Raw genomic sequence first — 22,709 nt, 5'->3', positions numbered from 1 at the left:
ATGAGTGTCGATAGAAAACGTGTGTTACTCAACGTAACCTTGATAGTAAGCAGCGTGTCAACGGTGGTAGCGGTCAGTGCTGAAGAGCCAGTGACCACCTTAGGTGCGGTTGAGGTCTGGGGGACTGAAATTAAATCCTCATCAGTGAAATTGGATGATGAAACGATTGCCGTAAAGCAGGCTGAGCATATTAGTGATTTATTGCGGCCAATTCCCGGAGTTGACGTTGGCGGCGCTCATTCCTTAAATCAGCGTATTACGATTCGCAGTATGGATGACAAGGATTTGCGCATTAGCATTGATGGCGCCAACCAAAATACTTATATGTATCACCATATGGGCAACTTGCAGATCAACGCTGATATTCTGGAAGAGGTCGATGTAAAGGTCGGAACGAACTCGGTGGTCGATGGCGGCTTAGGCGGTGGCGTTAGTTTTAAAACAAAACAGGCCAAGCAGCTATTAACGGGCGACAAGCGCTTTGGCGGTAATGTAAAGCTATCCGGTGGCGATAATTCTGGCGAGAATGCCTCGCTAACGCTTTATGGCCAGTTAACGGATTCTCTGGATGTGTTGATGTATCACAATCAGGTGAAGCGGGATAACTACGAAGTCGGCGGTGGCGAGATTAAAGATTTCGATGGCAATACGGTTGAGGGTACTAACGGAGAAGTGAGCGGCTTAAAAGGTGACCTCAGCGATACCTTACTCAAGTTTGGCTACGATGTGGGCGATAACCACCGTTTTGAGCTCGGCTATGAAAGTTATAAGGATGAAGGGGATTACACCTATCGTCCGGATATGGGCGTGGCGACTGATTTGGCGATTACCAATAGCTTAGGCGTCCCGCTATTGTGGCCAACAGAGTTCACGCGTGACACGCTGACATTTAATTACGAAGGTATTTTGTCTGACAATGCGACTTTAAAAGCAACCGCGTTCAGAAACGAGAGCAAGTTAAAACGTGATGAAACCGGCTGGGCAAGCAATGAGGCTTTTGCAAGCTCTGCAGGTATCGTAACTGGAGAGGCTATCAACACGGGTCTTAACTTATCGGGCGATGTGGAGCTGGGTAAACACACCCTGACTTATGGCACCGAGGTTGTTAATTACGATACGGATTTCGATGCAGCATACACCTCAGGTGCTTCAGAGCAATCAAGCGAGAGTGCAACCAATACGGCCTTATTCCTTCAGGACCGTTATCAATTCACCGACAAGTTAGCGATTACGCCAGGCATTCGCTACAACCACTATAAAATTGACTCCAGCGTGACTGACAATACGTTTAGTAAAACCACGGGCGCCTTGGCGTTGGAGTATCAGGCAACGGATAGTCTGCAGCTCAAGTTAGGTCAAACCCAGCTGTTTAAAGGCCCTGAAATTGGCGAAGTCTTTACCGGAGCGGGTCTTTATGAAACTGAAAATCAGAATATTCAGGCGGAAACCGGTACCAATACCGAGCTGTCAGTCGCGTTTGAAAAATCAATGTTCGGTGCTGATCGCTTTGCAGCCGGTGCAACGCTGTTCCAAACCAAGCTTGATAAGTATATCTATGACTATGCGCTCAATGACGATGGTGACTACTGGAAAGATAATGTCGGCGATATGACGATTAATGGTTTTGAGGCATATCTTGGTTATGACAAAGGTAATCTGACAACATTATTAAGCTACTCTAAAGCAGAAAGTGAGTTGGATGCATTTGATGATTATAAAGATACGCTGGATGGTGCACGTCTAGACCGCTCGCAGGGGAATACTGTTGCATTAAATGTTGGCTATAAAATTCCAAGTAAGAATCTGTCGCTACATTGGGATGTGATGAATGTCGCCAGTTTATCGGGGGGTACCGATCTTGATGGTGCGACAGCGAATAACAAAAAAGATGGCTTTACTGTTCATAATGTCTCAGCGAACTGGAAGCCAAGTCGGGTTAAGGGCTTAGATTTAACCCTGGGAGTTGATAACTTATTTGATGAATACTATGCTTCACAATCATCCAGAACCGGGCTCAGTTATCACCCACGTTTTGGCGATTTGTACCTGCAAGACTTTGAGCCAGGTCGTAATATCAAGTTGACTGCATCTTATCGCTTTTGATCCCAAATTAAGCATGATGCTTAGAATAGTATGATCGATTACTTGAAACCCTGCCTTGTGCAGGGTTTTTTTATGTTTTTTCGCCTTTTAGCTTGAAAACGAAGGGACAACCCAAATTATAAGCGTCAAACACTATCTAGAGAGCGGAGCCAATGAGTACATCTGATCAAAAACCGGAAAACCAAGAAGCCCCTGCTGCAGACGTCGAGATTATGTCTGCAGAAACCGTCGAGACAAATGCGGCGGCAACAGAAGAGGTAACGGTGGACGGCAATGAAGCAGAAATGTCCAGCGATGAAATTATCGCGCAGTTGCGTGAGCAGTTAGAGGCAGCAGAGAAGAAAGCTGATGATAGCTGGCAAACGCTGGTACGTCTGCAAGCTGAAATGGATAACCAACGTAAGCGTACCGACAAGCAAGTTGAAGATGCGCACAAGTTTGCCTCGCAGAAATTCGTAGAAGCTTTACTGCCAGTTGCCGACAGTATGGAAATGGGAATGTCTGCAGAGGGCAGTATCGAGCAAATTCGTGAAGGGATGAACCTGACACTGAAACAGTTCGAATCAGTAATGGATAAATTTAACATCGAATCGGTTAATCCGATGGGTGAAAAGTTTAATCCGGAGCTACATCAGGCAATGGCGATGCAGCCAAACCCTGACATGGAAAACAACACCGTTATGGCCGTTATGCAGAAGGGTTACACCATCAATGGTCGCCTGATTCGTCCTGCAATGGTCATGGTTGTTAAAAATTAATAGCCACTAATTAGAAATAATTGGTGTTTAGATAAAAACATTACTTGAATTAAGAGAAATGAACCGCATTTATTTCTCAAGTTAAAAAGTTTTCTTTGGAGAAACAGAATGGGAAAGATTATTGGAATTGATTTGGGTACCACAAACTCTTGTGTTGCTGTAATCGAAGGTAAAGAAGCAAAGATCATTGAGAACTCAGAAGGCCATCGTACAACGCCTTCAATCATCGCATTCACTGAAGATGAAGTTCTGGTAGGTCACTCTGCAAAGCGTCAAGCGGTTACTAACCCAAATAACACGCTGTATGCCATCAAGCGTTTGATTGGTCGTACGTTTGAAGAAGAAGCCGTACAAAAAGATATTAAGCTGGTTCCTTACAAAATCGTTAAAGCTGATAACGGCGACGCATGGGTTGAAGTGAACGGCAAGAAAATGTCAGCACCTGAAGTATCAGCTCGCGTATTGATGAAGTTGAAGAAAGATGCTGAAGCGTACCTGGGTGAAGAAGTTACAGAAGCGGTTATCACCGTTCCTGCATACTTCAATGACTCACAGCGTCAAGCAACTAAAGATGCCGGTAAGATCGCTGGTTTGGATGTAAAGCGTATCATCAACGAGCCAACTGCTGCTGCACTGGCTTATGGTATGGATAAAGCAACCAAAGGCGATAAGAAGCTGGCGGTATACGACTTAGGTGGTGGTACTTTTGACGTATCTATCATCGAAATCGCTGAGATCGATGGCGAGTACCAGTTCGAAGTACTGTCTACCAACGGTGATACATTCCTTGGTGGTGAAGATTTCGACATGCGTCTGATCGACTACTTAGCAGATGAGTTCAAGAAAGAAAACGGCATGGATCTGCATAACGATCCTCTGGCTCTGCAGCGTCTGAAGGATGCGGCTGAGAAAGCGAAGATCGAATTGTCATCCTCAAACCAGACTGATGTAAACCTGCCATACATCACGGCTGATGCATCAGGCCCTAAGCACTTGAACGTAAAAGTGACTCGCGCTAAGTTGGAATCATTGGTTGATGACCTGATTACTCGTACTGTTGCACCTTGCCAAATGGCATTGAAAGATGCTGGTTTGTCAGCGTCTGACATCGACGATGTAATCCTGGTGGGTGGTCAAACCCGTATGCCTAAGGTTCAGCAGACTGTTACAGACTTCTTCGGTAAAGAGCCACGTAAAGACGTGAACCCTGACGAAGCAGTTGCAGCAGGTGCGGCGATTCAAGGTGGTGTACTGGGTGGTTCTGTGACTGACGTACTGCTACTGGACGTTACTCCACTGTCTCTGGGTATCGAGACAATGGGCGGCGTAATGACTAAGCTGATCGAAAAGAACACAACTATTCCGACTAAGGCGCAGCAAGTGTTCTCTACAGCAGATGATAACCAGAGTGCAGTAACTGTGCACGTGTTACAGGGTGAGCGCGAAATGGCTTCCGGTAACAAGTCTCTGGGCCGTTTTGACCTGACAGACATTCCGCCAGCACCACGCGGTATGCCTCAGATCGAAGTTAGCTTAGACATCGATGCCAACGGTATCTTGAATGTATCGGCTAAAGATAAGGCGACTGGTAAAGAGCAATCTATCCAGATCAAATCTTCTTCCGGTTTGTCTGATGATGAAATCGAAAAGATGGTTAAAGATGCTGAAGCACATGCTGAAGAAGATAAGAAGCTGCGCGCATTGGTTGATGCTCGTAACTCTGCAGACAGCATCGTTCACGGTACTGAGAAGTCACTGAAAGAGTTCGGCGATAAGGTTGACGGCGCTGAAGTTGCTAAGATCCAAGCTTTGATTGATGAAGTTAAAAAAGCAATGGAAGGCGACGACAAAGAGCTGATCGACAGCAAAGCTCAAGCGCTGATGGAAGCGTCCGGAGCGTTGGCTCAGGCACAAGCGGGTGCCGGTGATGCAGCTGGTCAGCCAGACGGTGCTCAGGCACAGCAAAAGCCAGTTGATGATGACGTGGTTGACGCTGAGTTTGTTGATGTTGATGACTCTAAGAAGTAAGCAACACACAAGCTGGTAAGACACTCAGGCGTGCAGGGCAATACTCTGCACGCCTGCTTTAGTTTTTAGCGAATCACAATTTACGTAGCAAAATTCAGGTTAACAGTATGGCAAAACAGGACTATTACGAAACGCTTGGCGTCAGCAAAAACGCTAGTGAAAGTGAATTAAAAAAAGCGTTTAAGCGCATGGCGATGAAACACCATCCTGACCGTAACCCCGGTGATGCTGAAGCAGAAGCCAAATTTAAGAACATTAAAGAAGCTTATGAAATATTGAGTGAGCCCCAAAAGCGCGCGGCTTATGACCAGTTTGGTCATGCGGGTGTGGATGGCTCTGCGGGTGGTCGTGGTGGATTTGGCGGCGGCTTCGGTGGCGGCGGTGGCGGCTTTGGCGATATCTTTGATGAGATCTTTGGCGGTGGCCGTGGTGGTCATAATCCGAACCGTGCATATCGCGGTAACGACTTGCAGTACAACTTGGATTTGACACTGGAACAGGCTGTATTTGGTACCACAGTCGATATTCGCATTCCAACCATGCAAAACTGTAAGCCTTGTGGCGGAACCGGTGCTAAATCGGGCACTACACCACAAACCTGCTCAACCTGTCATGGCCAAGGCCAGGTCCGTATTCAGCAAGGTTTCTTTGCGGTACAGCAGACTTGCCCAAGTTGTCATGGTTCAGGAAAAGAAATTAAAGACCCTTGCCCAAGTTGTCACGGACAAGGACGTACAGAAGAACACAAGACGCTGGAAGTTAAGATTCCAATGGGTGTGGATACTGGCGACCGTATTCGTTTGTCGGGCGAAGGCGAAGCTGGCATGAACGGCGGCCCATCCGGTGACTTGTATGTTCAGATGGAGCTTAAGCAACACTCTATCTTCAGACGTGATGGCAGCGATCTGCATTGCACCATTCCCGTTCGCTTTACAACGACCGCACTGGGCGGTGAAGTTGAAGTGCCAACGCTGAATGGTAAAGTTAGTCTGAAGATTCCGGCAGGATCACAGTCTGGAAAAGTATTCCGGATGCGTGGCAAAGGCGTGAAATCAGTCCGCGATGCGTTTGAAGGCGATCTGTTCTGTAAGATTCAGGTAGAAACACCGGTGAATCTGACTAAAGATCAAAAGCGCATGCTGGAAGAGCTGGAGCAAAGTTTGTCAGATGGCAAAGAAAAGCACAGCCCGGAAATGCACGGCTGGGGTGATAAAACCAAATCATTCTTTGATAATGTAAAAGGTTGGTTTGAGGGAGAGAAGTAAGCCATGACTAAGGTTGCAATTGTCGGCGCTGCCGGACGTATGGGACGAGTTCTGATGGAAGCCGTCCACTTAGATGAAACTGCGCAGTTAACCGCTGCGACGGTGAATGTGGGTAGCTCTCTGGCCGGTGCTGACTCGGGTGAGTTAGCCGCAATCGGTAAGAACGAGATTGCGCTGGTAGACTCTTTGGATGCCGCAGCAGACTTTGACGTTGTTATCGACTTTACGGTAACAGCGGCGACGATGCAGCATTTGGATTGGTGCGTGGCGAACAATAAAGCCATCGTGATCGGTACAACGGGGTTTAGTGATGAGCAAAAAGCCCGTATTCAGGAAGCTGGCAAAACTATTCCGGTGGTCTTTTCATCGAATATGAGTGTGGGTGTGAACCTGTGCTTTAAGTTGTTGGATATGGCCGCACGCGTGCTGGGCGATACCGTCGATGTTGAAGTGATCGAAGCGCATCACCGTCATAAAATTGATGCGCCATCCGGTACGGCACTGAGTATGGGGGAAGTGCTGGCGGATGCTTTAGGGCGCGATTTGAAAGAATGCGCCGTGTATGGTCGTGAAGGCGTAACGGGCGAGCGTGATCGCAAAACGATTGGCTTTGAAACCATTCGTGCCGGTGATATTGTGGGCGAGCACACCGTGCTGTTTGCTGACATCGGTGAGCGCATTGAAATCACCCATAAAGCTTCTAGCCGTATGACCTTTGCTAAAGGTGGAATACGCGCTGCGAACTGGCTAAAAGGTCGCCCGCCTGCTGTTTACTCGATGCAGGATGTGTTGGATTTGAATTGATAACAGGATGTTGAGTTTATGACAGCAAGTACACAATGGTTTTGGCTGGCAATGCTGCTGGTCGGCGGCTTTCTGATTTATCTGTTATCGCCGATCTTATTGCCATTTGTGGTTGGTGCTTTGCTGGCATATTTGGGCGATCCCTTAGTGGATCGGCTGGAAACCTATAAGCTCTCCCGGACCACCTCCGTAGCCATTGTGTTTGCGGTGGTGTTCTTGGTTCTGTTGCCATTCTTTGTGTTCTTGGCTTCTCTGATGCAGGGGCAAATCACTAACTTCATTGTTAAAGTACCTGATTATCTAATCTGGCTGCGTGAGACCTTGTCACCGCAGCTGGCTGCCTTCGGTATTGATCTGCCACAGATTGATAAAGAAAGCTTGGGTGCTACGCTCTCCAAAGAGTGGGATGTTGCCGGTGGCTTCATTAAAGGTTTGGTTGGCACTGTTTCTAAGTCTGGCTTAGTGGTGATGGGCTGGCTGATCAATATGATGCTGATTCCGGTCATCACGTTCTACCTGCTGCGCGACTGGGACCGATTGGTTGCTTATGTCCGCGAACTGCTACCACGTAATATCGAGCCTAAAATTGCCATGCTGGCTAAAGAGTCCGATGAAATGTTGGGTGCTTTTTTGCGTGGCCAGATGCTGGTGATGATGGGTTTAGGCACTATTTACAGCATTGGATTGGCGATTATCGGTGTTGATTTTGCACTGCTGATTGGCATGATCGCGGGCATTATTAGCTTCATTCCCTACATGGGATTGTTTGTTGGTATTGCGATTGCGAGTGTTGCTGCATTAGTAGAAACCCAAAGCTTTATGATGGTATTCTGGGTCTTTGTGGTATTCGGAGTGGCGCAGGTGATCGAGGGAATGTTTTTAACGCCATTGCTGGTCGGTGATCGTATTGGGCTGCATCCGGTGGCGGTCATTTTCGCCGTATTAGCTGGCGGTCAGTTGTTTGGATTTTTCGGAATCCTGCTGGCATTGCCAGTCTTCGCAGTTCTTGCGGTGTTGTTACGACATGCGCATGACTCCTATCTCGAAAGCCAAATATACCGAATCTGATGTCACAACAAATGGTGCTAAATGTCACATCGCGTGACAGCTTGAGTTTCGACTCCTTTTTCTCCACACCGGCGAATGAGGATGTGTTTGCTCTGTTAAAAACATTCTCAGAAACCAGCCAATCATCCCAGCTATTTGTATGGGGTGAAATGCACAGTGGAAAATCCCATCTATTACAAGCGTGTTGCTATCACGCCTCGGAGCGTGGGCAGCGAGTCTCCTATTTACCGATGAAATCCTTGGCGACTTATGGCGTTGCGGCGACCATCGGCCTTGAAGCCATGCACATGATCGTGATCGATGATATTGATCAGGTGCTGGGTAATCGCGATTGGGAAGAGGCTTTGTTTAATCTGATTAATCAGTCCCGAACCTCCCAGCAGCGTTTGATCTTAAGTGCCACGCAGAATCCTCGCTATCTTGAGTGTCAGTTGCCGGACTTGGCCTCGCGCCTGATCTGGGGTGAAACGCATGTGTTGTATGCACTGACCGATGATGAGAAGCGCCAGGTACTTCAGCAGCGTGCAGCACAGCGCGGGATTGAGTTAAGCGATCGGGTACTGAGCTACCTGGAGCGCCATTACCCGCGAGATATCGGCTCGCTACTCACTATTTTGAACGTGTTAGATCAGGAAAGCCTACGCAAGCATTCGAAAATAACAGTACCCTTTTTAAAGCAGGTACTTGATTCATAGCTGGTTTAACCTTATTAATTAAAGGGCAGGCTTTCTGCTTTTAACGCAAATAGGTAACTCGTATGGACGCAAAATCAGTACTTGAAGAACTACTGCAAACCGGACGCCAGATGGCTGCGAAAGGTCAGGCGGCGATTGAGCAGAAGCTTGATATTGCTGAGCCCGGCGAAAAGCGTGATTCAACCATTTCCGGAATGAAAACCGGTGCAGTTGCTGCGGGCGTGTTGGCCTTATTACTGGGCACTGGCGCAGGTCGCCGTGTGACCGGTTCCGCATTAAAACTGGGAAGCTTGGCTGCTGTGGGTGGCATTGCCTGGAAAGCGTATCAAAATTGGTCTGACAAAAATAATGTGGAGTCGGCAAATAACGAGCCTGACCCCGTGCCAGTGGGCATGCTGGAGTCTGATGCAGCTGAAAAACGCAGCTTGATTTTGCTTAAAGCGATGATTGAAGCCGCTAAGGCAGATGGTCATATTGATCAGGATGAAATCACTAGCATCACTGAGCAAATGCATAAGCTGAATTTAAGCGGTGATGTGGCATCCTTTGTACAAAAGGAAATTGCCTCGCCATTGAATCTGGATGAGTTGGCAGCGATGTCTGACAGCCCTGAAACCAGTGCTGAGATCTATTTGGTCTCCTCAATGGTGATCAATAAGCAGAACGAAATGGAGCGCGCTTACTTGGATGCGTTGGCTGCTGCTTTAGAGTTACCGGATGCGTTATTAGTTGAGCTTGAGAAAGCCAAAGCTGGTGCGCTGGATGCTTAGTTCCTGACTGGAATAAGCAAAGCGGTGTGACGTGTAGTTAAGCATGAAAGCTTGATAAAAGCGGGTTAGTCTTAGATTAACCCGCTTTTTTTATACTGATTTAACCGTACTGCTGAACCCAATCCACAAGTTGTTGAAGATTGGCTTTCTGATCATCACTCAAATCACGCTGCGCAATGCCTTGCATGGCTTCCTGAAAATCACTCGCCGTAAAGTCACAACCAAACTCCCCATCCCACAGGCGGGCACGACAGAACTCCTGCCACTGCCATTGCTCTTGCTGGCTCAGGCTATCCGGCCAGTTGCGGGCGCGATAACGGAATAACAAGGTTTTCAATCGTGGATCGGAAAATGCAATTGTCTCGCCAGCTAAGCGGTCGGGCGATAAGCTGGTGACCAGATTACACAGCTTGCGGTCGCCAGAATTGATAAAGCCGTTGTACAAGGCAGAATCAGCATCAATTGGCTCGCGCTCTGGTGAGCGGCTGTAGAGCTCTTTCAGTTTATCCAGTAAGCCACTATCTGCCAGCAGGGTTTGTTTGTGCTGCTCAATCACTTCCCAGTCAATCTGCCATTTTTCAGTCATTTCAGGGCTTAGTGTTTTAAGCGGTGCCAAGGCAGGGGATTTATTGATGTGTACGCCTTTTAGCGCAATGCGTGGGGTGTCATCTTCGCGTTCTGCATTGGGTGTATATAAGCTTTTGGCAATTTCATCGACACTAGCATTTAATAATTGCTGCGGGTCCTGGCGTAGATCAAAGCAGACCATTTCATTGCTATTTACCGGATGCTGCATCAGCGGTACGATCGGGGAAATACACCCTAGCTCTGCCGGAATCATTCCAGAAATGTGCAGCACGGTTGCCTGCTTTTGCACATTCAATAACTCTGCCGCTTTGCTCTTTTGGCGCAGCGCAAAGTAGTACTCGTAAAGCCGTGGCTGCTTCTCGCGAATTAGCTTAGCCATGGCAATGGTAGCGCGTACATCAACTAAGGCATCGTGAGCGCCTTCATGCTGAATGTTATTGGCAGCCGTCAATAATTCAAGGCGGAAACTGGTAATACCGGGCTCACGTTCAGGCCATTCAATGCCTTCAGGGCGCAGAGCATGCGTCATGCGCACTAAATCCAGCAAGTCCCAACGACTATTACCGTTTTGCCATTCACGGGCGTAGGGGTCGATAAAATTGCGGTAAAAACCAAAGCGGCTGACTTCATCATCAAAGCGCAGGCTGTTGTAACCCACGCCACAGGTGCCGGGCTTGCTAAGCTCTTCATTGATCTGGGTAAAAAACTCTGCTTCATTCAAACCTTCAGCTGCCGCTTTTTGCGGTGTGATGCCAGTGACCAGTAGGGCTTCAGGGTGCGGTAGGAAGTCGACGCAAGGCTGGCAGTAAATCATCACGGGCTCGCCAATGACCTCTAATTCCAGAGTGGTGCGAATGCCTGCAAACTGGGATGCGCGGTCTTTGCGCGGGTTAATGCCCCAGGTTTCGTAGTCATGCCAGAATAAGGTGGTATTTGCCATCTGCGATCCGAATAGTTGGTTATTTCTGAACGCTGTATAATACACGCTAAGCCGCTCTGACAGTATCCGTAGGGTCATATTCGGTAGAGGACGCTAGGGTCGATTGGCTGAAATTCTGTTATGATGGCGCACACTATAAGTCGATGATGATATCCCCCATGCGTTTAATTCTTATTTTAACAACGATGCTATTGCTGAGTGCTTGCGGTGGTAGCAGTAGCAACTCTGATGGTGATACCGAACCGGGAGCCTTACTTCGTAGCTCTGTGCTCAATGAATACAAAGTTTCTGAAAACACCTTTTTAACGCTGTTTTCCGTGATTTCCGGGCGTAATTACGACGTTAAAGTGGTTAAGCTAGTGTACAAAACCACACTGGAAAACGGGGATCGGGTGAATGCTTCGGGGATTGTAGCGATTCCGCAAGGCAAAACTACAGCAAGCCCAATGCTGAGTTACCAGCACGGTACAATTTTTCTGGATAGTGCGGTACCCAGTAATAATCCCTCATTTGACACGAGCCCGTTGCTGGCTGCATCGGCTGGCTTTGTGGTGGTGGCGACGGACTATATTGGCTACGGCGAGTCTAAATCACTGACTCATCCTTATATTCAGGCAATTCCCAGTGCTAACAGCGTGATTGATTTATTGCGGGCTGCGCGCTCTTACCTGCAAGCCCAATCCGTTGAATTAAATCAGCAGCTATTCTTAGCCGGTTACTCCGAAGGTGGCTATGCCACGATTGCCGCGCATCAACGCATGCAAACGTTATATGCCGATGAGTTTACGGTGACTGCCAGTATCGCTGGGGCAGGGCCTTATGATGTGCGTGGCATGACGGATGAGGTTTTGCTTAATCAGTCGACGCTAAGTCAGCCCGCTTATTTTAGCTTTGTGGTACATGCCTATGACACATGGTATGACTTGGAAAATCTCACCTTGCGCGCCATTCAATCGCCTTACGATCGGGTGCTGGACAGCCGCTATAACGGTGATTACAGCAGTGCTGCGGTGAATAGCGTGTTGCCACGGGCTAAGGATGAGTTATTTGACCCGGCTTTCTTAAGTGAGTATGCCGGATTGGCTGGTGAGTTAACGCTGAAGTATCGCTTGGAAGACAATAATGTGTATGACTGGACTCCGCACGCACCAGTGCGCTTATTCCACGGACAAAACGATGACATCGTACCGTATCAAAATGCAGTAAATGCATTGACGAGTATGCAAGCCAATGGCGCGGCGGATGTCACGCTGGAAGACTGCAATGCAGTGCCATCCACTCATGTGAACTGTGCGGCTTCCTTTGCGCTCTACTTAACCTCTTATTTGCTATCAGAGGCGGAAGGGCGCTAAGCGGGCTATTGATTCTGAGCTTAGGATTTTTGGTTCTCCTGAATCCAGAGCTCATAATCTAATTTACTACTGGTCAAACACAGCAAAATACCTAAACCGTCATTTGGGGAGTTGCCAGATTCCGTTTGAATACCAATCGGAATCAAATTGATAATGGCACCTGCTAAAGCTGCAAAAGCCAGACTCTGCAAGGCTATCTGCGCATAATTATCATGGTGTGCAAAAATCTGATCAGTGCCTAAAAAAACCATGATCGCAAAAAACACCAGCAGCTCAATGCCAGGGCCTGCAAAATAAATCAGCGCATGTTTTACGCGTACCCAGCTCATATTCAGCGGTGCAATACTGACAAACCCTTCCAGCGGCACCATGCGAATTTCCATTGGCGCGCCAAATAAGCGAGTGGTGTGCATCACGCTACCAAAGCCAATTACCGTGCGTTTAACTTCCCAGCCACAGAACTTTGCCATTAATGCGTGTCCAAACTCATGCAGGAATAATAAAGGCACCCAGAATAGGATGAATAGCAGCATGGATAGCTTGCGAGGCTCGTAGTCGCTGATCATTTCCATGCACATCATAAACAGGAACAGCCCGCTTAGGATTAGGATGAATATTTTCTCAGCGCGAGAGCTGGGTGTTTTGTCTTTTTGGTCAATATACATATACCATTATCCAAAGCTTAAGTTAACTAGTCCAGCATTGACCCTGCAGGGTCTACTGGTACACTAACGCCTTATTTTCAGGGGCATGAATCCCTTTTTTCATACAAGGAAAAACAATGTCGGAGCACGACCCGTATACCCCGCCAGAGTCTGATTTACGACCGAAGCAGGACCCTAATTTTATCCAGAACTTCCCACGTTTCCCAACCATGTTATTTGTTGGTATCGGTATTCTTACCATGGGATTGTTTGTGTATTACTGGATTTATACCCGCAATCAAATGTTAAACCGCTGTATACCCGCCTCGCTCAGAATGCCGGAATGGTTGGTCAACTCTACCGTGATTCTGGGTGTGATCGGTTTTGTAATGTCCTCGATTCAATTGATGATGCCGGAAACTGGGCTGGCGACTTCAACCTCTGGTGCACAAGGCATTTTGGGGCTGTTATCGTTTGTGATGGCGTTAGTATGGCTATTTAATTTTCGCCGTCAATTAAACCGTTTGACGGGTGCGGTACCGGGTGATGCGGTTTGGGTAAACGGCTTATTACTGTTTTTGTTTACCACTTACTATCTGCAATACAAGATCAATAAAATTCATGATCACGGTCCAATGCAGCGTGTTTCTTCAGATGACGACGATGAAGATGTTGAGCAATCCAGGCAAGGCACCATCGAGCTGTAAGTTAAACCGATAGCGAAATAGCAGGCATAAAAAAAGCGCCCTGAAACAGGGCGCAAAAGGGTACTACCTATGAAGCTTGTTGTTGCGTGTTACTCAGGTAAGTGCACCGGAATGTAACGCGCAGAGTTGTCACGAATGACTAGCACGGGTACTGAGCGGCCTTTAGGGGCATCTTTAATCGCTTGGCGAAGCTCATCTGGTGTAGCCACTTCTTTGTTATTAAACGATACGATAATGTCGTTAACTAGGATGCCGGCTTTCTCAGCAGTGCTGTCACCGATTACCTGATTTACAACCACACCTTTGTCAGAACGAGTCGCTTTACGCTGCTCTTCATCCAGTGGGCCAACGGCAACGCCAAACCCATCTTTAGCGGCAGCAGCTTTAGCCACTTTCGCATCCGGTGTTGGTTTTAACTGGCCTACGACCACTTCAACCTTAACTTCCTTACCAGCACGGATCAGTGTCACTGGTACGTGTTTACCGATTTCAGTGTTACCAACCAATGGTGGTAAATCTGAAGAGGTGTAAACTGGTACGCTGTTAAACGACACGATGACATCACCGGTTTTTAGGCCCGCTTTATCCGCTGCACTATCCGTCTCGACACGGGCAACTAGTGCGCCGGTTGGGCCAGGTAGGTTGAACGAATCTGCCAACTCCTGAGTAACATCCTGAATCAATACACCCAGTTTGCCGCGGCTTACATAGCCTTTTTCCTTCAGCTGTGTGGTTACATTCTTAACCGTGTTCGCTGGAATGGAGAATGAGATTCCCATGTAACCGCCACTGCGGCTGTAAATCATGGAGTTCACACCAACGACATTGCCATCTAAATCGAACAGTGGGCCGCCTGAGTTACCAGGGTTAACCGCAACGTCCGTTTGGATGAATGGCACATACGTTGTGTTGTTTACGCCGTCATTTAAGCTACGAGCCAGTGCGCTGACAATACCTTGCGAAGCACTGTGCTCTAAACCAAATGGTGCGCCAATCGCTACAACCCACTGGCCAACTTTCAATTTTGATGAATCACCAAAGGTCGCCACTGGCAAATCTTTAGCTTCAACTTTTAACAATGCGATGTCGCTGTTTTCATCGACACCAATCACTTTTGCATCTAACTCGCGACGATCTTTTAAGGTCACGCGAATGCTTTCTGCATCATCAATTACATGGGCGTTGGTGACAACATAACCATCGGATGAGATGATGAAGCCGGAGCCCAATGAACGAAATGGCTGCGATTTTGGCTTAGCATTTGGCGCTGGCATGCCTTTAAAGAACTCACGCAGTTGCGGTGGCAGGCTATCCAGATCCAGACTGTTGCTTCCAGTGTTTACCGTCGGGTCTGAGCTGCCTTTTGTGGCGATGTTAACGACCGAATTACGGTTCTTCTCGATTACATCGACGAGATTAGGGAGTCCATCTGCCTTCGCGGCATAGGATGTGGCAAGTAAAATACCTGTTAGAAGCATTGCGGAAAATGCTTTAATGGTTGCTGGCCTAATTATCTGGCTCACCGTTATAACCTCCATTGATTAATTGCATGCGATTGTGTCACGCACATTGTTACTGATTGTTTGCCAATTGATTAATAAATCTTTATGAATTAAAAACAAATAGTTGCTGACGTTTATGCTGGAAATACTTTACCAAGATACCGCGGTCGTTGCGATCAATAAACCTTCAGGTTTGCTGGTTCATCGAAGCCCGATTGATAAGCATGAGACGCGCTTTGCGATTCAACTCACGCGAGACCAAATTGGGCAACACGTATTTCCGGTGCATCGGCTTGATAAGCCTACCTCTGGTGTGTTGTTGTTTGCTTTGTCATCCGAAGTTGCCCGCCAGTTGACGGAGCAGTTCACGGCAAAGCAGGTTGCCAAAACGTATCAGGCAATTGTGCGTGGTCATATAGAAGATAGTGGGGTTATTGATTATGCATTACAAGCACAATGGGACAAAATGACCGATGCTAAGGTCGATCCTGACAAGCCTGCGCAGGATGCAGTGACTCATTATGAGTGCTTGGCGCGAACTGAGTTGCCGTTTCCGGTGGGGCGTTATAACAGCGTGCGCTATTCCTTGGTGAGCTTAAGCCCGCAGACGGGACGTAAACATCAGCTGCGTCGGCATATGAAACATATCTTCCATCCGATCGTTGGTGATACCTCGCATGGCGATGGCACACAGAACCGTTTTTTGCGGGATCAGTTTGATTTGCAGCGCTTGATGCTGCACGCAGGGCGCTTGAGTTTGAAGCATCCGGTAACGGGGAAGCCATTAGATATTGAAGCGCCGCTAAGTGATGATTTTAAACTAATGCTGGAACAATTAGAGTTAGTCACAGCGCAGGCACCTAGCGAATAATACTGGCTTACTGGCTTACTGGCTTACTGGCTTACTGGCTTACTGGCTTACTGGCGGATGGTTAGGCTTGGCGCGTGGTTGGCCAAGCCATGATGTTTAATAATTTTCGGCTGCCTTAAGTTAGTCGCTGCCGAACTAAGTTTACCCAATAGCTTGCACCAAGCGGAGCCACATCATCATTAAAATCATAATGTGCATTGTGGAGCATGCAGCCACCTTGCTCACCTTCGCCATTGCCAATCCAAATATAAGCACCGGGTAATTCCTGCAACATAAAGGCAAAATCTTCAGCGGCCATGCTTGGCGGCATAGTGCGTTGTACTTTGTCTTCACCAACCACTGCGCTGGTTGCATTGGCACTGTACGCCGCATGCTCAGGCGAGTTAATCACTGGTGGATAGCCAGGAATAATCGTGAGTTCGCCAGTTGCGCCATAGCTCGCACTAATCCCTTCTACCAGCGTTTTAATTCGATCTAATACCAGCGGGCGGGTGAGGGGATCAAAGTAGCGCATGGTACCAGCCATATTCACGGTATCCGGAATCACATTATGCGCATGACCTGCATTGACTTGAGTAATGCTGATTACCGCCGAATCTACTGGTGCGATATTACGCGACACAATGCTCTGCAATGCCGTAATGATTTGCGCACTGATAACCACAGGATCAATAGTTTTGTGTGGCATAGCAGCATGACCACCTTTGCCATGAATGCTGATATTAAGCGTTTCCACGCCTGCCATCACCGCACTATCGTGTACCGCAAATTGACCCGCTTCTAAGCCCGGCCAGTTGTGCATGCCGTAAATTTCCTGACAGGGGAATAAATCAAACAGCCCTTCCTCAATCATCTGGAGTGCTCCCGCATCACCTTCTTCAGCAGGCTGGAAAATGCAGTGAACGGTTCCGTTAAATTGGTTGTTCTGTTTAAGATAAGCGGCAGCGCCAAGCAGCATAGTGGAGTGGCCATCATGACCGCAGGCGTGCATTTTTCCGGGGTGTTGCGATTTGTAGGGGATGTCATTGAGCTCAGTGACGGGGAGGGCGTCGATATCGGCGCGCAAACCAATACTGGGGCCGGAGCCTTGGCCGGTTATAGTGGCAACAATACCGGTGCCACCTAAACCGCGGTGAATGGGTATCTCCAGCGACTCCAGCACACTGGCAATGTAGTCACTGGTTTTAAACTCTTCAAAACACAGTTCGGGGTGCTGATGTAGCCAATGACGCCAGGTAATCATGTCTTGGTGGAGAGCTGAACCGGGTGCAATGGCTATCATTGGGGCGCCTCAAAATAGTATTAATCGTCCTCCAGTATAGAGTCAGCGGAGGATGAATTGAAAGTATTATCCAGTGCGCGCTCCGGAGGGAAAATACATTTAAAGGTGCTGCCTTGGCCGGGTACGCTGCTAATCTTCAACACACCATCGTGGCGTTGCAGTGCGTGTTTGGCGATGGCTAAACCTAGTCCAGTGCCACCAACGCTCCGTGAGCGGCCTTTATCGGCGCGGTAAAAGCGTTCCGTCAGGCGATTAATATGCTGCGGCTCAATACCAATTCCGGTATCGCTGACTTCCATAATGAGTTTGCCTCCACTGGAATACCAGCGAATATAAATCGCACCCAGCTCGGGAGTGTAATTAACCGCATTGGAGACCAGATTAGAAAACACGCCATGCAACTCACTCGGATTACCGCTTAAGAATTTGTCGCTGCTCACTTCTAAATGAATGTCGTGATTTTTTGAGCCGCTTAGAATAATGGCGTCATCACAGATGCCTTTTAACATGCCCGGAACATCGACAGGCGTGCGGTTACTAATGGTTTGATTACTTTCCAGATTTGACAGAATGAGCAAGTCTTCAACCAAGCGCGTCATGCGATCAGATTGATCTTTCATCTGCCAGAATATCGGTTGGTAAGGCTCCAACTCAGGGGCCTCTTCATCATTTAAGGTTTCAAGATAGCCGGCAATCACACTCAGTGGTGTGCGCAGTTCATGGGACACATTGGCGACAAAGTCTTTGCGCACTTGTTCCATATGATCTAAAGCACTGAAATCCTGAATGATTAATAGACGCTTGTCATTATAACGGGTGAGTCGAAGATCAAGCTTCACATCGGGGTCGACAGAGGAATCCATGCGCAGGCTTTCGCTGGTATTATCTTTGTCGATAAATGCAATAAAAGCAGGGTCGCGGATTAAGTTAATGATGTGGCTGCCACGATCTTGCACTTTTCGCAGGCCCAATAAGCGAATCGCTGTTTCGTTAAACCACTCAATTCTGCCCTTGTCATCGACGATCACAATTCCGTCAGGCATGGCCATACTGACTTTAATGAATTGATTAATTAATTGGCGCGACTTGGCATCCTGTTGGCGATGCGCTTTATTAGTTTTATGCATCCGTGTAGCGAGCAGATTCCAGATACCACGAACCTCATCGGGCGGTGCTTCACGATGATCGATCGATACCCATTCCAGCAGTAACTTACCTTGCCATAGGTGATACAGCGTAAAAGACGTCAGCGCCAAGATGACTAATCCGACCCACGAAACTCCGGTAGTCGCCAGCAATAAACAAGCAATTCCGATATACATCAGCACGCGGATTTCGTGAGCCAATACCTCGCTTAAATAATATTTCCAAGTCATTACTTCGGATTACTCGCTAGGTGAGAAGCGATAGCCAACTCCTCGCACGGTTTGGATAAGTTGATCATAGCGCCATGGCGCAAGTGATTTGCGCAGGCGCAGAATATGGACATCGACGGTGCGTTCTTCGACATAGGTATTTCGTCCCCAGACATGATCTAACAAGGTGCCACGGCTATAAACACGGTTCGGATTTTCCATCAGAAAGCTGAGCAAGCGAAACTCCGTGGGGCCAAGATCAAGCGTATTATCATCCACGGTGACACGGTGGCTGGCTTTATTGAGTCGCAATTGACGCGCATGCAGAATTTCTTCGCTAGCTTGTTTAGAGCTGTTGCGGCGCAATACAGCCTGTACTCGTGCGATGAGTTCCCGGGGTGAAAATGGCTTGCTGACATAGTCATCTGCCCCTGAATTTAGGCCGGTGATTTTGTCTTGTTCTGTGGATTTTGCGGTAAGCATGATAACAGGGATATCGCTGGTAAAGCTATCCCGCTTTAGGTGACGAATCAGTTCAATCCCCGTGGCATCCGGTAGCATCCAATCCATTAAAATCAGATCTGGTTGCGCTTCGCTAAGTGTACTCTGAGCCTGGCGTGCATCACCGGCTTCAAGGGTTCGATAGCCAGCGCGCGATAGGGCAAAGCCTAACATTTGGCGAATGGGTTGCTCGTCTTCAACTAATAAAATGGTTTCCATAATTACCTATTGCCACTGGGATTTTTTTAGATTCAGCCATTAAATCAAAGCTATATGTCAGCAGTGTGACAAAGCGGTTAGTAACACCATTTTCTATTCGATTTGCTTGAAGAAATATACCCTTGGAGAAGCCCTCAATAAGCCGTTACGGACTGCCACAGATGATTGATTGCCGACTTTCTCAAATGAGAGGTAGGGCCATCACGCTGCTGGATGAAAATTGCCCTGCGCTGGTGAACAGGCAGGGCATCGTCATTTTCGCTATTAAGTACGTGGCTTAGTTTGAAGAGCTTGTTTTTGAACCAGCTAGGTTTTCCGCTCTATCTTCAGCCTTAAGTGTTTCAGGGTATAACTTCTTACGCACTTTCTTTAGATTAGTGTGGCGGATGTCTTTACCCTTTACGCGGTAAATAACGAACTCACAGATATTGGTGGAGTGATTACCAATGCGCTCAAAAGCACGCGCACACCAGATAACGCGTAGGGCGTTTTTGATGTTGCGGGTATCGTCCATCATGTGGGTGATGAGTACGCGTGATAAATCATCAAACTCTTTACTAATGCGGCGGCTTTTCTTAACCACATCAATCGCTTGCAGGTCATCCATGCGGGCAAAGGAGTCGAGTGCCAGCTTTAACAAGCTGTGCGCCAATTCACCTAAATGACGTAATTGGGCGCTCATGCCTTGGTTGGAGACTTGATTACCCAGCTGTGAGGCATATAAACCAATTTGCTCGGCTTCATCCCCAATACGCTCAAGGTCGGTAGTGACTTTGATGATGCTCAGCAGTAAGCGTAAATCACCTGCTGCCGGTTGGCGACGCGCAATAATACCCGCGCACTCTTCATCAATATCCACTTCCAAATCGTTGATGTCACCATCGGACGCGGCAACAAGTTCACCCAGCTCAACATCGCGCTCAAGCACGGCTTGCAGTGCGCAGCGAACTTGCTTCTCAACCATGCCGCCCATGGTCATCGCTTTACTGCGAATATCTTCAAGTTCCTGATCGTAGGATTGAAGAATATGATCTCCGGTTTCCATAATACTTAGCCCTCTGTTAGCCGAATCGGCCAGTGATATAATTTTCAGTTAATTTATGTTCAGGGTTGGTAAACACCGTGTTCGTCTTATTCACTTCCACCAGTTTACCTAGGTGGAAATAGGCGGTGCGCTGTGAAATACGAGCCGCCTGTTGCATGGAGTGAGTTACGATTGCAATGGTGTAGTTATGACGTAAATCATCCATTAACTCTTCGATAATCGCGGTGGCAATCGGGTCCAGTGCGGAGGTCGGTTCATCCATCAAAATGACTTCAGGGTCAACCGCAATGGTGCGTGCAATACACAAGCGCTGCTGCTGACCACCGGATAAACCAGTACCAGGTTTTTGCAGGCTATCTTTCACTTCTTTAAACAAACCGGCTTTGGTCAAACTAGCTTCAACCAAATCATCTAATTCAGATTTATTGGTGGTTAAACCATGCAAGCGAGCGCCATAGGCTACGTTATCGTAGATCGACTTAGGGAAGGGGTTTGGTTTTTGAAACACCATACCAACCCGCGCCCGTAGCAATACAGGATCTTGTTTTTTATCGTAAATATCCTGACCATCTAAGGTCAGGCTACCTTTTACACTGCAAATATCGATGGTGTCATTCATGCGATTTAACGCACGTAGGTAGGTAGATTTACCGCAACCGGAAGGCCCGATCATGGCAATAATCTCGTTTTTACCGATATCCAGGTCGACGCCAAAGATTGCCTGCTTGTCGCCGTAAAAAACATCGCAGTTACGAGTGGCCATTTTGATTTTTTCAGGATTATCCAACAGTGGCTTACCCACAGTATTCAGGATCTCAACGTCAAATTCGTCGCGGTTTTTAGTGGTGTTTGGGTCATTGCTCATTGTCAGAAAATTCCTGCCGTAGTCATATTGAGTAGTTGTGCCTTATTCAAGTATTGCATGGTACTTACCAGCGGTGCTCGAATCGTTTGCGCAAGAAGATTGCAATCATATTCATGGTGATCAGGAAGGCTAACAGCACCATGATAGCGGCGGAGGTACGCTCGGTAAAGGCACGCTCCGGGCTGTCTGACCACAGATAAATCTGCACTGGCATAACCGTTGATGGGTCCATAATGCCTTGTGGAACGTCCGATACAAAGGCGATCATTCCGATCATTAGCAGTGGGGCGGTCTCACCCAATGCCTGCGCCATACCGATAATGGTTCCGGTTAAAATACCAGGCATTGCCATTGGCAGTACGTGTTGATAAACCGTTTGTACTTTGGATGCACCCAAGCCCAGTGCCGCTTCTCTAATGGATGGTGGGACGGCTTTGATTGCAGCGCGGCTGGCAATAATAATGGTCGGCAAGGTCATTAAAGTCAGTACCAAGCCACCAATTAATGGGGTCGAGCGTGGCACACCAAAGAAGTTGATATACACCGCCAAGCCTAGCAAGCCGAACACAATAGAGGGTACTGCCGCCAAGTTATTAATGTTGATCTCGATCATATCTACCCAGCGGTTATTCTGCGGGGCAAATTCCTCAAGGTAAGTTGCTGCTGCCACACCAATTGGGAATGACAGGAACATAGTGATCAGCATGGTGTACAGCGATCCCATCAATGCGCCACGAATACCAGCTTGCTCTGGTTCACGTGAATCTGCTTCGGTAAATAGCACCGTGTTAAAGCGTTTTTCTAAACGATCTTCGGCTAGTAGGGTATCGATCCACTCCAGTTGGAAGTCTTTTAAGCGACGGTCACCCTCTGGCAGAGAGCGGTCAATCTTGCCTTTCATAAAGACATCGACATCATCCTTGGCCAGAAACCAATAGTCATTGGTGGTGCCGAGTAGCGTCGGGTCTTCAATTACCGCATCACGCAGCTCATAAGCCGCCGACTTACTGATTAAATTATTCAGCTCACGCTTTTGCTTACGGCCGGTAACGCCCGGAAACTTCTCCTTTAAGGCGTTTTTAATCACAGTGGAGTAGTTGGCACTGTATAGCTCATCGGGCGTTGAATTAGCCGTTACGCCAAGCGCGTCGGTATCCAACGTCACGCTGATTTTTATATAGCTTTGCTCAAATGCGGGCAAGCCTTTGGAAATGATATCGGTCAGCAATACGATCAGAAAAAGAAAGCTAATCAGGATCGAGACTAAACCGAAAAATCGGAATCGCTTTTCCTTGGCATAACGCTTCTTTAGACCGGCTTCAACGATTTGGGTACTGGTTCTCATGA

Annotated in this window: 20 protein-coding genes; 11 read left to right on the top strand and 9 right to left on the bottom strand. The window is 47.8% G+C overall.

What is annotated here, in order from left to right:
• The 8 genes from LEUMU_RS0113905 to LEUMU_RS0113870 all read left to right on the top strand — a co-directional run bounded on the left by LEUMU_RS0113905 (nucleotide 1) and on the right by LEUMU_RS0113870 (nucleotide 9,491).
• Nucleotides 1–2,103: a TonB-dependent receptor domain-containing protein gene (locus LEUMU_RS0113905; protein ID WP_022952897.1), complete on the top strand. Its 2,103-nt coding sequence runs from the start codon at nucleotides 1–3 to the stop codon at nucleotides 2,101–2,103.
• 152 nt (nucleotides 2,104–2,255) lie between these two features.
• The gene (gene grpE, locus LEUMU_RS0113900; RefSeq protein ID WP_022952896.1) at nucleotides 2,256–2,861 is read left to right on the top strand and encodes a nucleotide exchange factor GrpE; all 606 of its coding nucleotides are present in this window, start codon (nucleotides 2,256–2,258) and stop codon (nucleotides 2,859–2,861) included.
• A 108-nt stretch (nucleotides 2,862–2,969) separates the two neighbouring features.
• On the top strand, nucleotides 2,970–4,889 hold the full coding sequence (gene dnaK, locus LEUMU_RS0113895; RefSeq protein WP_022952895.1) for a molecular chaperone DnaK: 1,920 nt from the start codon (nucleotides 2,970–2,972) through the stop codon (nucleotides 4,887–4,889).
• Nucleotides 4,890–4,996: 107 nt separating this feature from the next.
• Nucleotides 4,997–6,154 carry a molecular chaperone DnaJ gene (gene dnaJ, locus LEUMU_RS0113890; RefSeq protein ID WP_022952894.1) on the top strand — a complete coding sequence of 386 codons (1,158 nt, stop codon included), beginning with the start codon at nucleotides 4,997–4,999 and terminating at the stop codon, nucleotides 6,152–6,154.
• 3 nt (nucleotides 6,155–6,157) lie between these two features.
• On the top strand, nucleotides 6,158–6,958 hold the full coding sequence (gene dapB, locus LEUMU_RS0113885) for a 4-hydroxy-tetrahydrodipicolinate reductase (protein WP_022952893.1): 801 nt from the start codon (nucleotides 6,158–6,160) through the stop codon (nucleotides 6,956–6,958).
• 18 nt (nucleotides 6,959–6,976) lie between these two features.
• A complete protein-coding gene (locus LEUMU_RS0113880; RefSeq protein WP_022952892.1) occupies nucleotides 6,977–8,026 on the top strand; it encodes an AI-2E family transporter in 1,050 nt (349 codons plus the stop codon).
• Nucleotides 8,026–8,721 carry a DnaA regulatory inactivator Hda gene (hda, locus tag LEUMU_RS0113875; protein WP_022952891.1) on the top strand — a complete coding sequence of 232 codons (696 nt, stop codon included), beginning with the start codon at nucleotides 8,026–8,028 and terminating at the stop codon, nucleotides 8,719–8,721. The genes LEUMU_RS0113880 and hda overlap by 1 nt, the downstream gene beginning before the upstream one ends.
• 62 nt (nucleotides 8,722–8,783) lie before the next feature.
• Entirely contained in the window at nucleotides 8,784–9,491 is a 708-nt protein-coding gene (locus tag LEUMU_RS0113870) for a tellurite resistance TerB family protein (RefSeq protein WP_022952890.1), read from the top strand.
• A 100-nt stretch (nucleotides 9,492–9,591) separates the two neighbouring features.
• Here LEUMU_RS0113870 and sbcB read toward each other — a convergent pair whose 3' ends face one another.
• Nucleotides 9,592–11,019: an exodeoxyribonuclease I gene (gene sbcB / locus LEUMU_RS0113865; RefSeq protein WP_026744774.1), complete on the bottom strand. Its 1,428-nt coding sequence runs from the start codon at nucleotides 11,017–11,019 to the stop codon at nucleotides 9,592–9,594.
• Nucleotides 11,020–11,177: 158 nt separating this feature from the next.
• On the opposite strand from sbcB, the gene LEUMU_RS0113860 reads away from it, so the two are divergent.
• Nucleotides 11,178–12,371, top strand: a complete 1,194-nt coding sequence (locus LEUMU_RS0113860) for an alpha/beta hydrolase family protein (RefSeq protein ID WP_022952889.1) — start codon at nucleotides 11,178–11,180, stop codon at nucleotides 12,369–12,371.
• Nucleotides 12,372–12,391: 20 nt separating this feature from the next.
• Here the strand turns inward: LEUMU_RS0113860 and LEUMU_RS0113855 are convergent, their stop codons facing one another.
• Nucleotides 12,392–13,036: a M50 family metallopeptidase gene (locus LEUMU_RS0113855; RefSeq protein WP_022952888.1), complete on the bottom strand. Its 645-nt coding sequence runs from the start codon at nucleotides 13,034–13,036 to the stop codon at nucleotides 12,392–12,394.
• A gap of 116 nt (nucleotides 13,037–13,152) precedes the next feature.
• Here LEUMU_RS0113855 and LEUMU_RS0113850 point away from each other — a divergent pair, with 116 nt between their 5' ends.
• Nucleotides 13,153–13,722 (top strand): DUF4234 domain-containing protein, encoded by a 570-nt coding sequence (locus tag LEUMU_RS0113850; RefSeq protein WP_022952887.1) that lies wholly within the window; start codon nucleotides 13,153–13,155, stop codon nucleotides 13,720–13,722.
• A gap of 89 nt (nucleotides 13,723–13,811) precedes the next feature.
• Here LEUMU_RS0113850 and LEUMU_RS0113845 read toward each other — a convergent pair whose 3' ends face one another.
• Complete coding sequence (locus LEUMU_RS0113845) at nucleotides 13,812–15,245, bottom strand: Do family serine endopeptidase (RefSeq protein ID WP_022952886.1); 1,434 nt, start codon at nucleotides 15,243–15,245, stop codon at nucleotides 13,812–13,814.
• A 115-nt stretch (nucleotides 15,246–15,360) separates the two neighbouring features.
• On the opposite strand from LEUMU_RS0113845, the gene truC reads away from it, so the two are divergent.
• On the top strand, nucleotides 15,361–16,095 hold the full coding sequence (gene truC, locus LEUMU_RS0113840) for a tRNA pseudouridine(65) synthase TruC (RefSeq protein ID WP_022952885.1): 735 nt from the start codon (nucleotides 15,361–15,363) through the stop codon (nucleotides 16,093–16,095).
• A 115-nt stretch (nucleotides 16,096–16,210) separates the two neighbouring features.
• On the opposite strand, the gene LEUMU_RS0113835 is transcribed toward truC, so the two are convergent.
• The 6 genes from LEUMU_RS0113835 to pstA all read right to left on the bottom strand — a co-directional run bounded on the left by LEUMU_RS0113835 (nucleotide 16,211) and on the right by pstA (nucleotide 22,707).
• The gene (locus tag LEUMU_RS0113835) at nucleotides 16,211–17,377 is read right to left on the bottom strand and encodes a M20 aminoacylase family protein (RefSeq protein ID WP_022952884.1); all 1,167 of its coding nucleotides are present in this window, start codon (nucleotides 17,375–17,377) and stop codon (nucleotides 16,211–16,213) included.
• Between the two features lie 20 nt (nucleotides 17,378–17,397).
• Nucleotides 17,398–18,753: a phosphate regulon sensor histidine kinase PhoR gene (gene phoR / locus LEUMU_RS0113830; RefSeq protein WP_022952883.1), complete on the bottom strand. Its 1,356-nt coding sequence runs from the start codon at nucleotides 18,751–18,753 to the stop codon at nucleotides 17,398–17,400.
• Between the two features lie 9 nt (nucleotides 18,754–18,762).
• On the bottom strand, nucleotides 18,763–19,452 hold the full coding sequence (phoB, locus tag LEUMU_RS0113825; protein ID WP_022952882.1) for a phosphate regulon transcriptional regulator PhoB: 690 nt from the start codon (nucleotides 19,450–19,452) through the stop codon (nucleotides 18,763–18,765).
• A 277-nt stretch (nucleotides 19,453–19,729) separates the two neighbouring features.
• The gene (gene phoU / locus LEUMU_RS26105; protein ID WP_022952880.1) at nucleotides 19,730–20,497 is read right to left on the bottom strand and encodes a phosphate signaling complex protein PhoU; all 768 of its coding nucleotides are present in this window, start codon (nucleotides 20,495–20,497) and stop codon (nucleotides 19,730–19,732) included.
• 16 nt (nucleotides 20,498–20,513) lie between these two features.
• Nucleotides 20,514–21,362, bottom strand: a complete 849-nt coding sequence (gene pstB, locus LEUMU_RS0113810; protein WP_022952879.1) for a phosphate ABC transporter ATP-binding protein PstB — start codon at nucleotides 21,360–21,362, stop codon at nucleotides 20,514–20,516.
• A gap of 64 nt (nucleotides 21,363–21,426) precedes the next feature.
• The gene (pstA, locus tag LEUMU_RS0113805; protein WP_022952878.1) at nucleotides 21,427–22,707 is read right to left on the bottom strand and encodes a phosphate ABC transporter permease PstA; all 1,281 of its coding nucleotides are present in this window, start codon (nucleotides 22,705–22,707) and stop codon (nucleotides 21,427–21,429) included.
• Between the last annotated feature and the right edge of the window lie 2 nt (nucleotides 22,708–22,709).

This window comes from Leucothrix mucor DSM 2157, from assembly GCF_000419525.1.
GTDB classification, from domain to species: Bacteria; Pseudomonadota; Gammaproteobacteria; order Thiotrichales; family Thiotrichaceae; genus Leucothrix; species Leucothrix mucor.
This window is presented reverse-complemented; position numbering and strand designations above follow the sequence as displayed.

Coding starts and splice junctions, on each gene's coding strand:
- LEUMU_RS0113855 (WP_022952888.1), bottom strand. CDS start 13,036: ATGTATATTGACCAAAAAGACAAAACACCCAGCTCTCGCGCTGAGAAA.
- LEUMU_RS0113905 (WP_022952897.1), top strand. CDS start 1: ATGAGTGTCGATAGAAAACGTGTGTTACTCAACGTAACCTTGATAGTA.
- dnaJ (WP_022952894.1), top strand. CDS start 4,997: ATGGCAAAACAGGACTATTACGAAACGCTTGGCGTCAGCAAAAACGCT.
- phoU (WP_022952880.1), bottom strand. CDS start 20,497: ATGGAAACCGGAGATCATATTCTTCAATCCTACGATCAGGAACTTGAA.
- grpE (WP_022952896.1), top strand. CDS start 2,256: ATGAGTACATCTGATCAAAAACCGGAAAACCAAGAAGCCCCTGCTGCA.
- dnaK (WP_022952895.1), top strand. CDS start 2,970: ATGGGAAAGATTATTGGAATTGATTTGGGTACCACAAACTCTTGTGTT.
- truC (WP_022952885.1), top strand. CDS start 15,361: ATGCTGGAAATACTTTACCAAGATACCGCGGTCGTTGCGATCAATAAA.
- LEUMU_RS0113860 (WP_022952889.1), top strand. CDS start 11,178: ATGCGTTTAATTCTTATTTTAACAACGATGCTATTGCTGAGTGCTTGC.
- pstB (WP_022952879.1), bottom strand. CDS start 21,362: ATGAGCAATGACCCAAACACCACTAAAAACCGCGACGAATTTGACGTT.
- sbcB (WP_026744774.1), bottom strand. CDS start 11,019: ATGGCAAATACCACCTTATTCTGGCATGACTACGAAACCTGGGGCATT.
- LEUMU_RS0113835 (WP_022952884.1), bottom strand. CDS start 17,377: ATGATAGCCATTGCACCCGGTTCAGCTCTCCACCAAGACATGATTACC.
- pstA (WP_022952878.1), bottom strand. CDS start 22,707: ATGAGAACCAGTACCCAAATCGTTGAAGCCGGTCTAAAGAAGCGTTAT.
- LEUMU_RS0113870 (WP_022952890.1), top strand. CDS start 8,784: ATGGACGCAAAATCAGTACTTGAAGAACTACTGCAAACCGGACGCCAG.
- dapB (WP_022952893.1), top strand. CDS start 6,158: ATGACTAAGGTTGCAATTGTCGGCGCTGCCGGACGTATGGGACGAGTT.
- LEUMU_RS0113880 (WP_022952892.1), top strand. CDS start 6,977: ATGACAGCAAGTACACAATGGTTTTGGCTGGCAATGCTGCTGGTCGGC.
- LEUMU_RS0113850 (WP_022952887.1), top strand. CDS start 13,153: ATGTCGGAGCACGACCCGTATACCCCGCCAGAGTCTGATTTACGACCG.
- phoB (WP_022952882.1), bottom strand. CDS start 19,452: ATGGAAACCATTTTATTAGTTGAAGACGAGCAACCCATTCGCCAAATG.
- phoR (WP_022952883.1), bottom strand. CDS start 18,753: ATGACTTGGAAATATTATTTAAGCGAGGTATTGGCTCACGAAATCCGC.
- hda (WP_022952891.1), top strand. CDS start 8,026: ATGTCACAACAAATGGTGCTAAATGTCACATCGCGTGACAGCTTGAGT.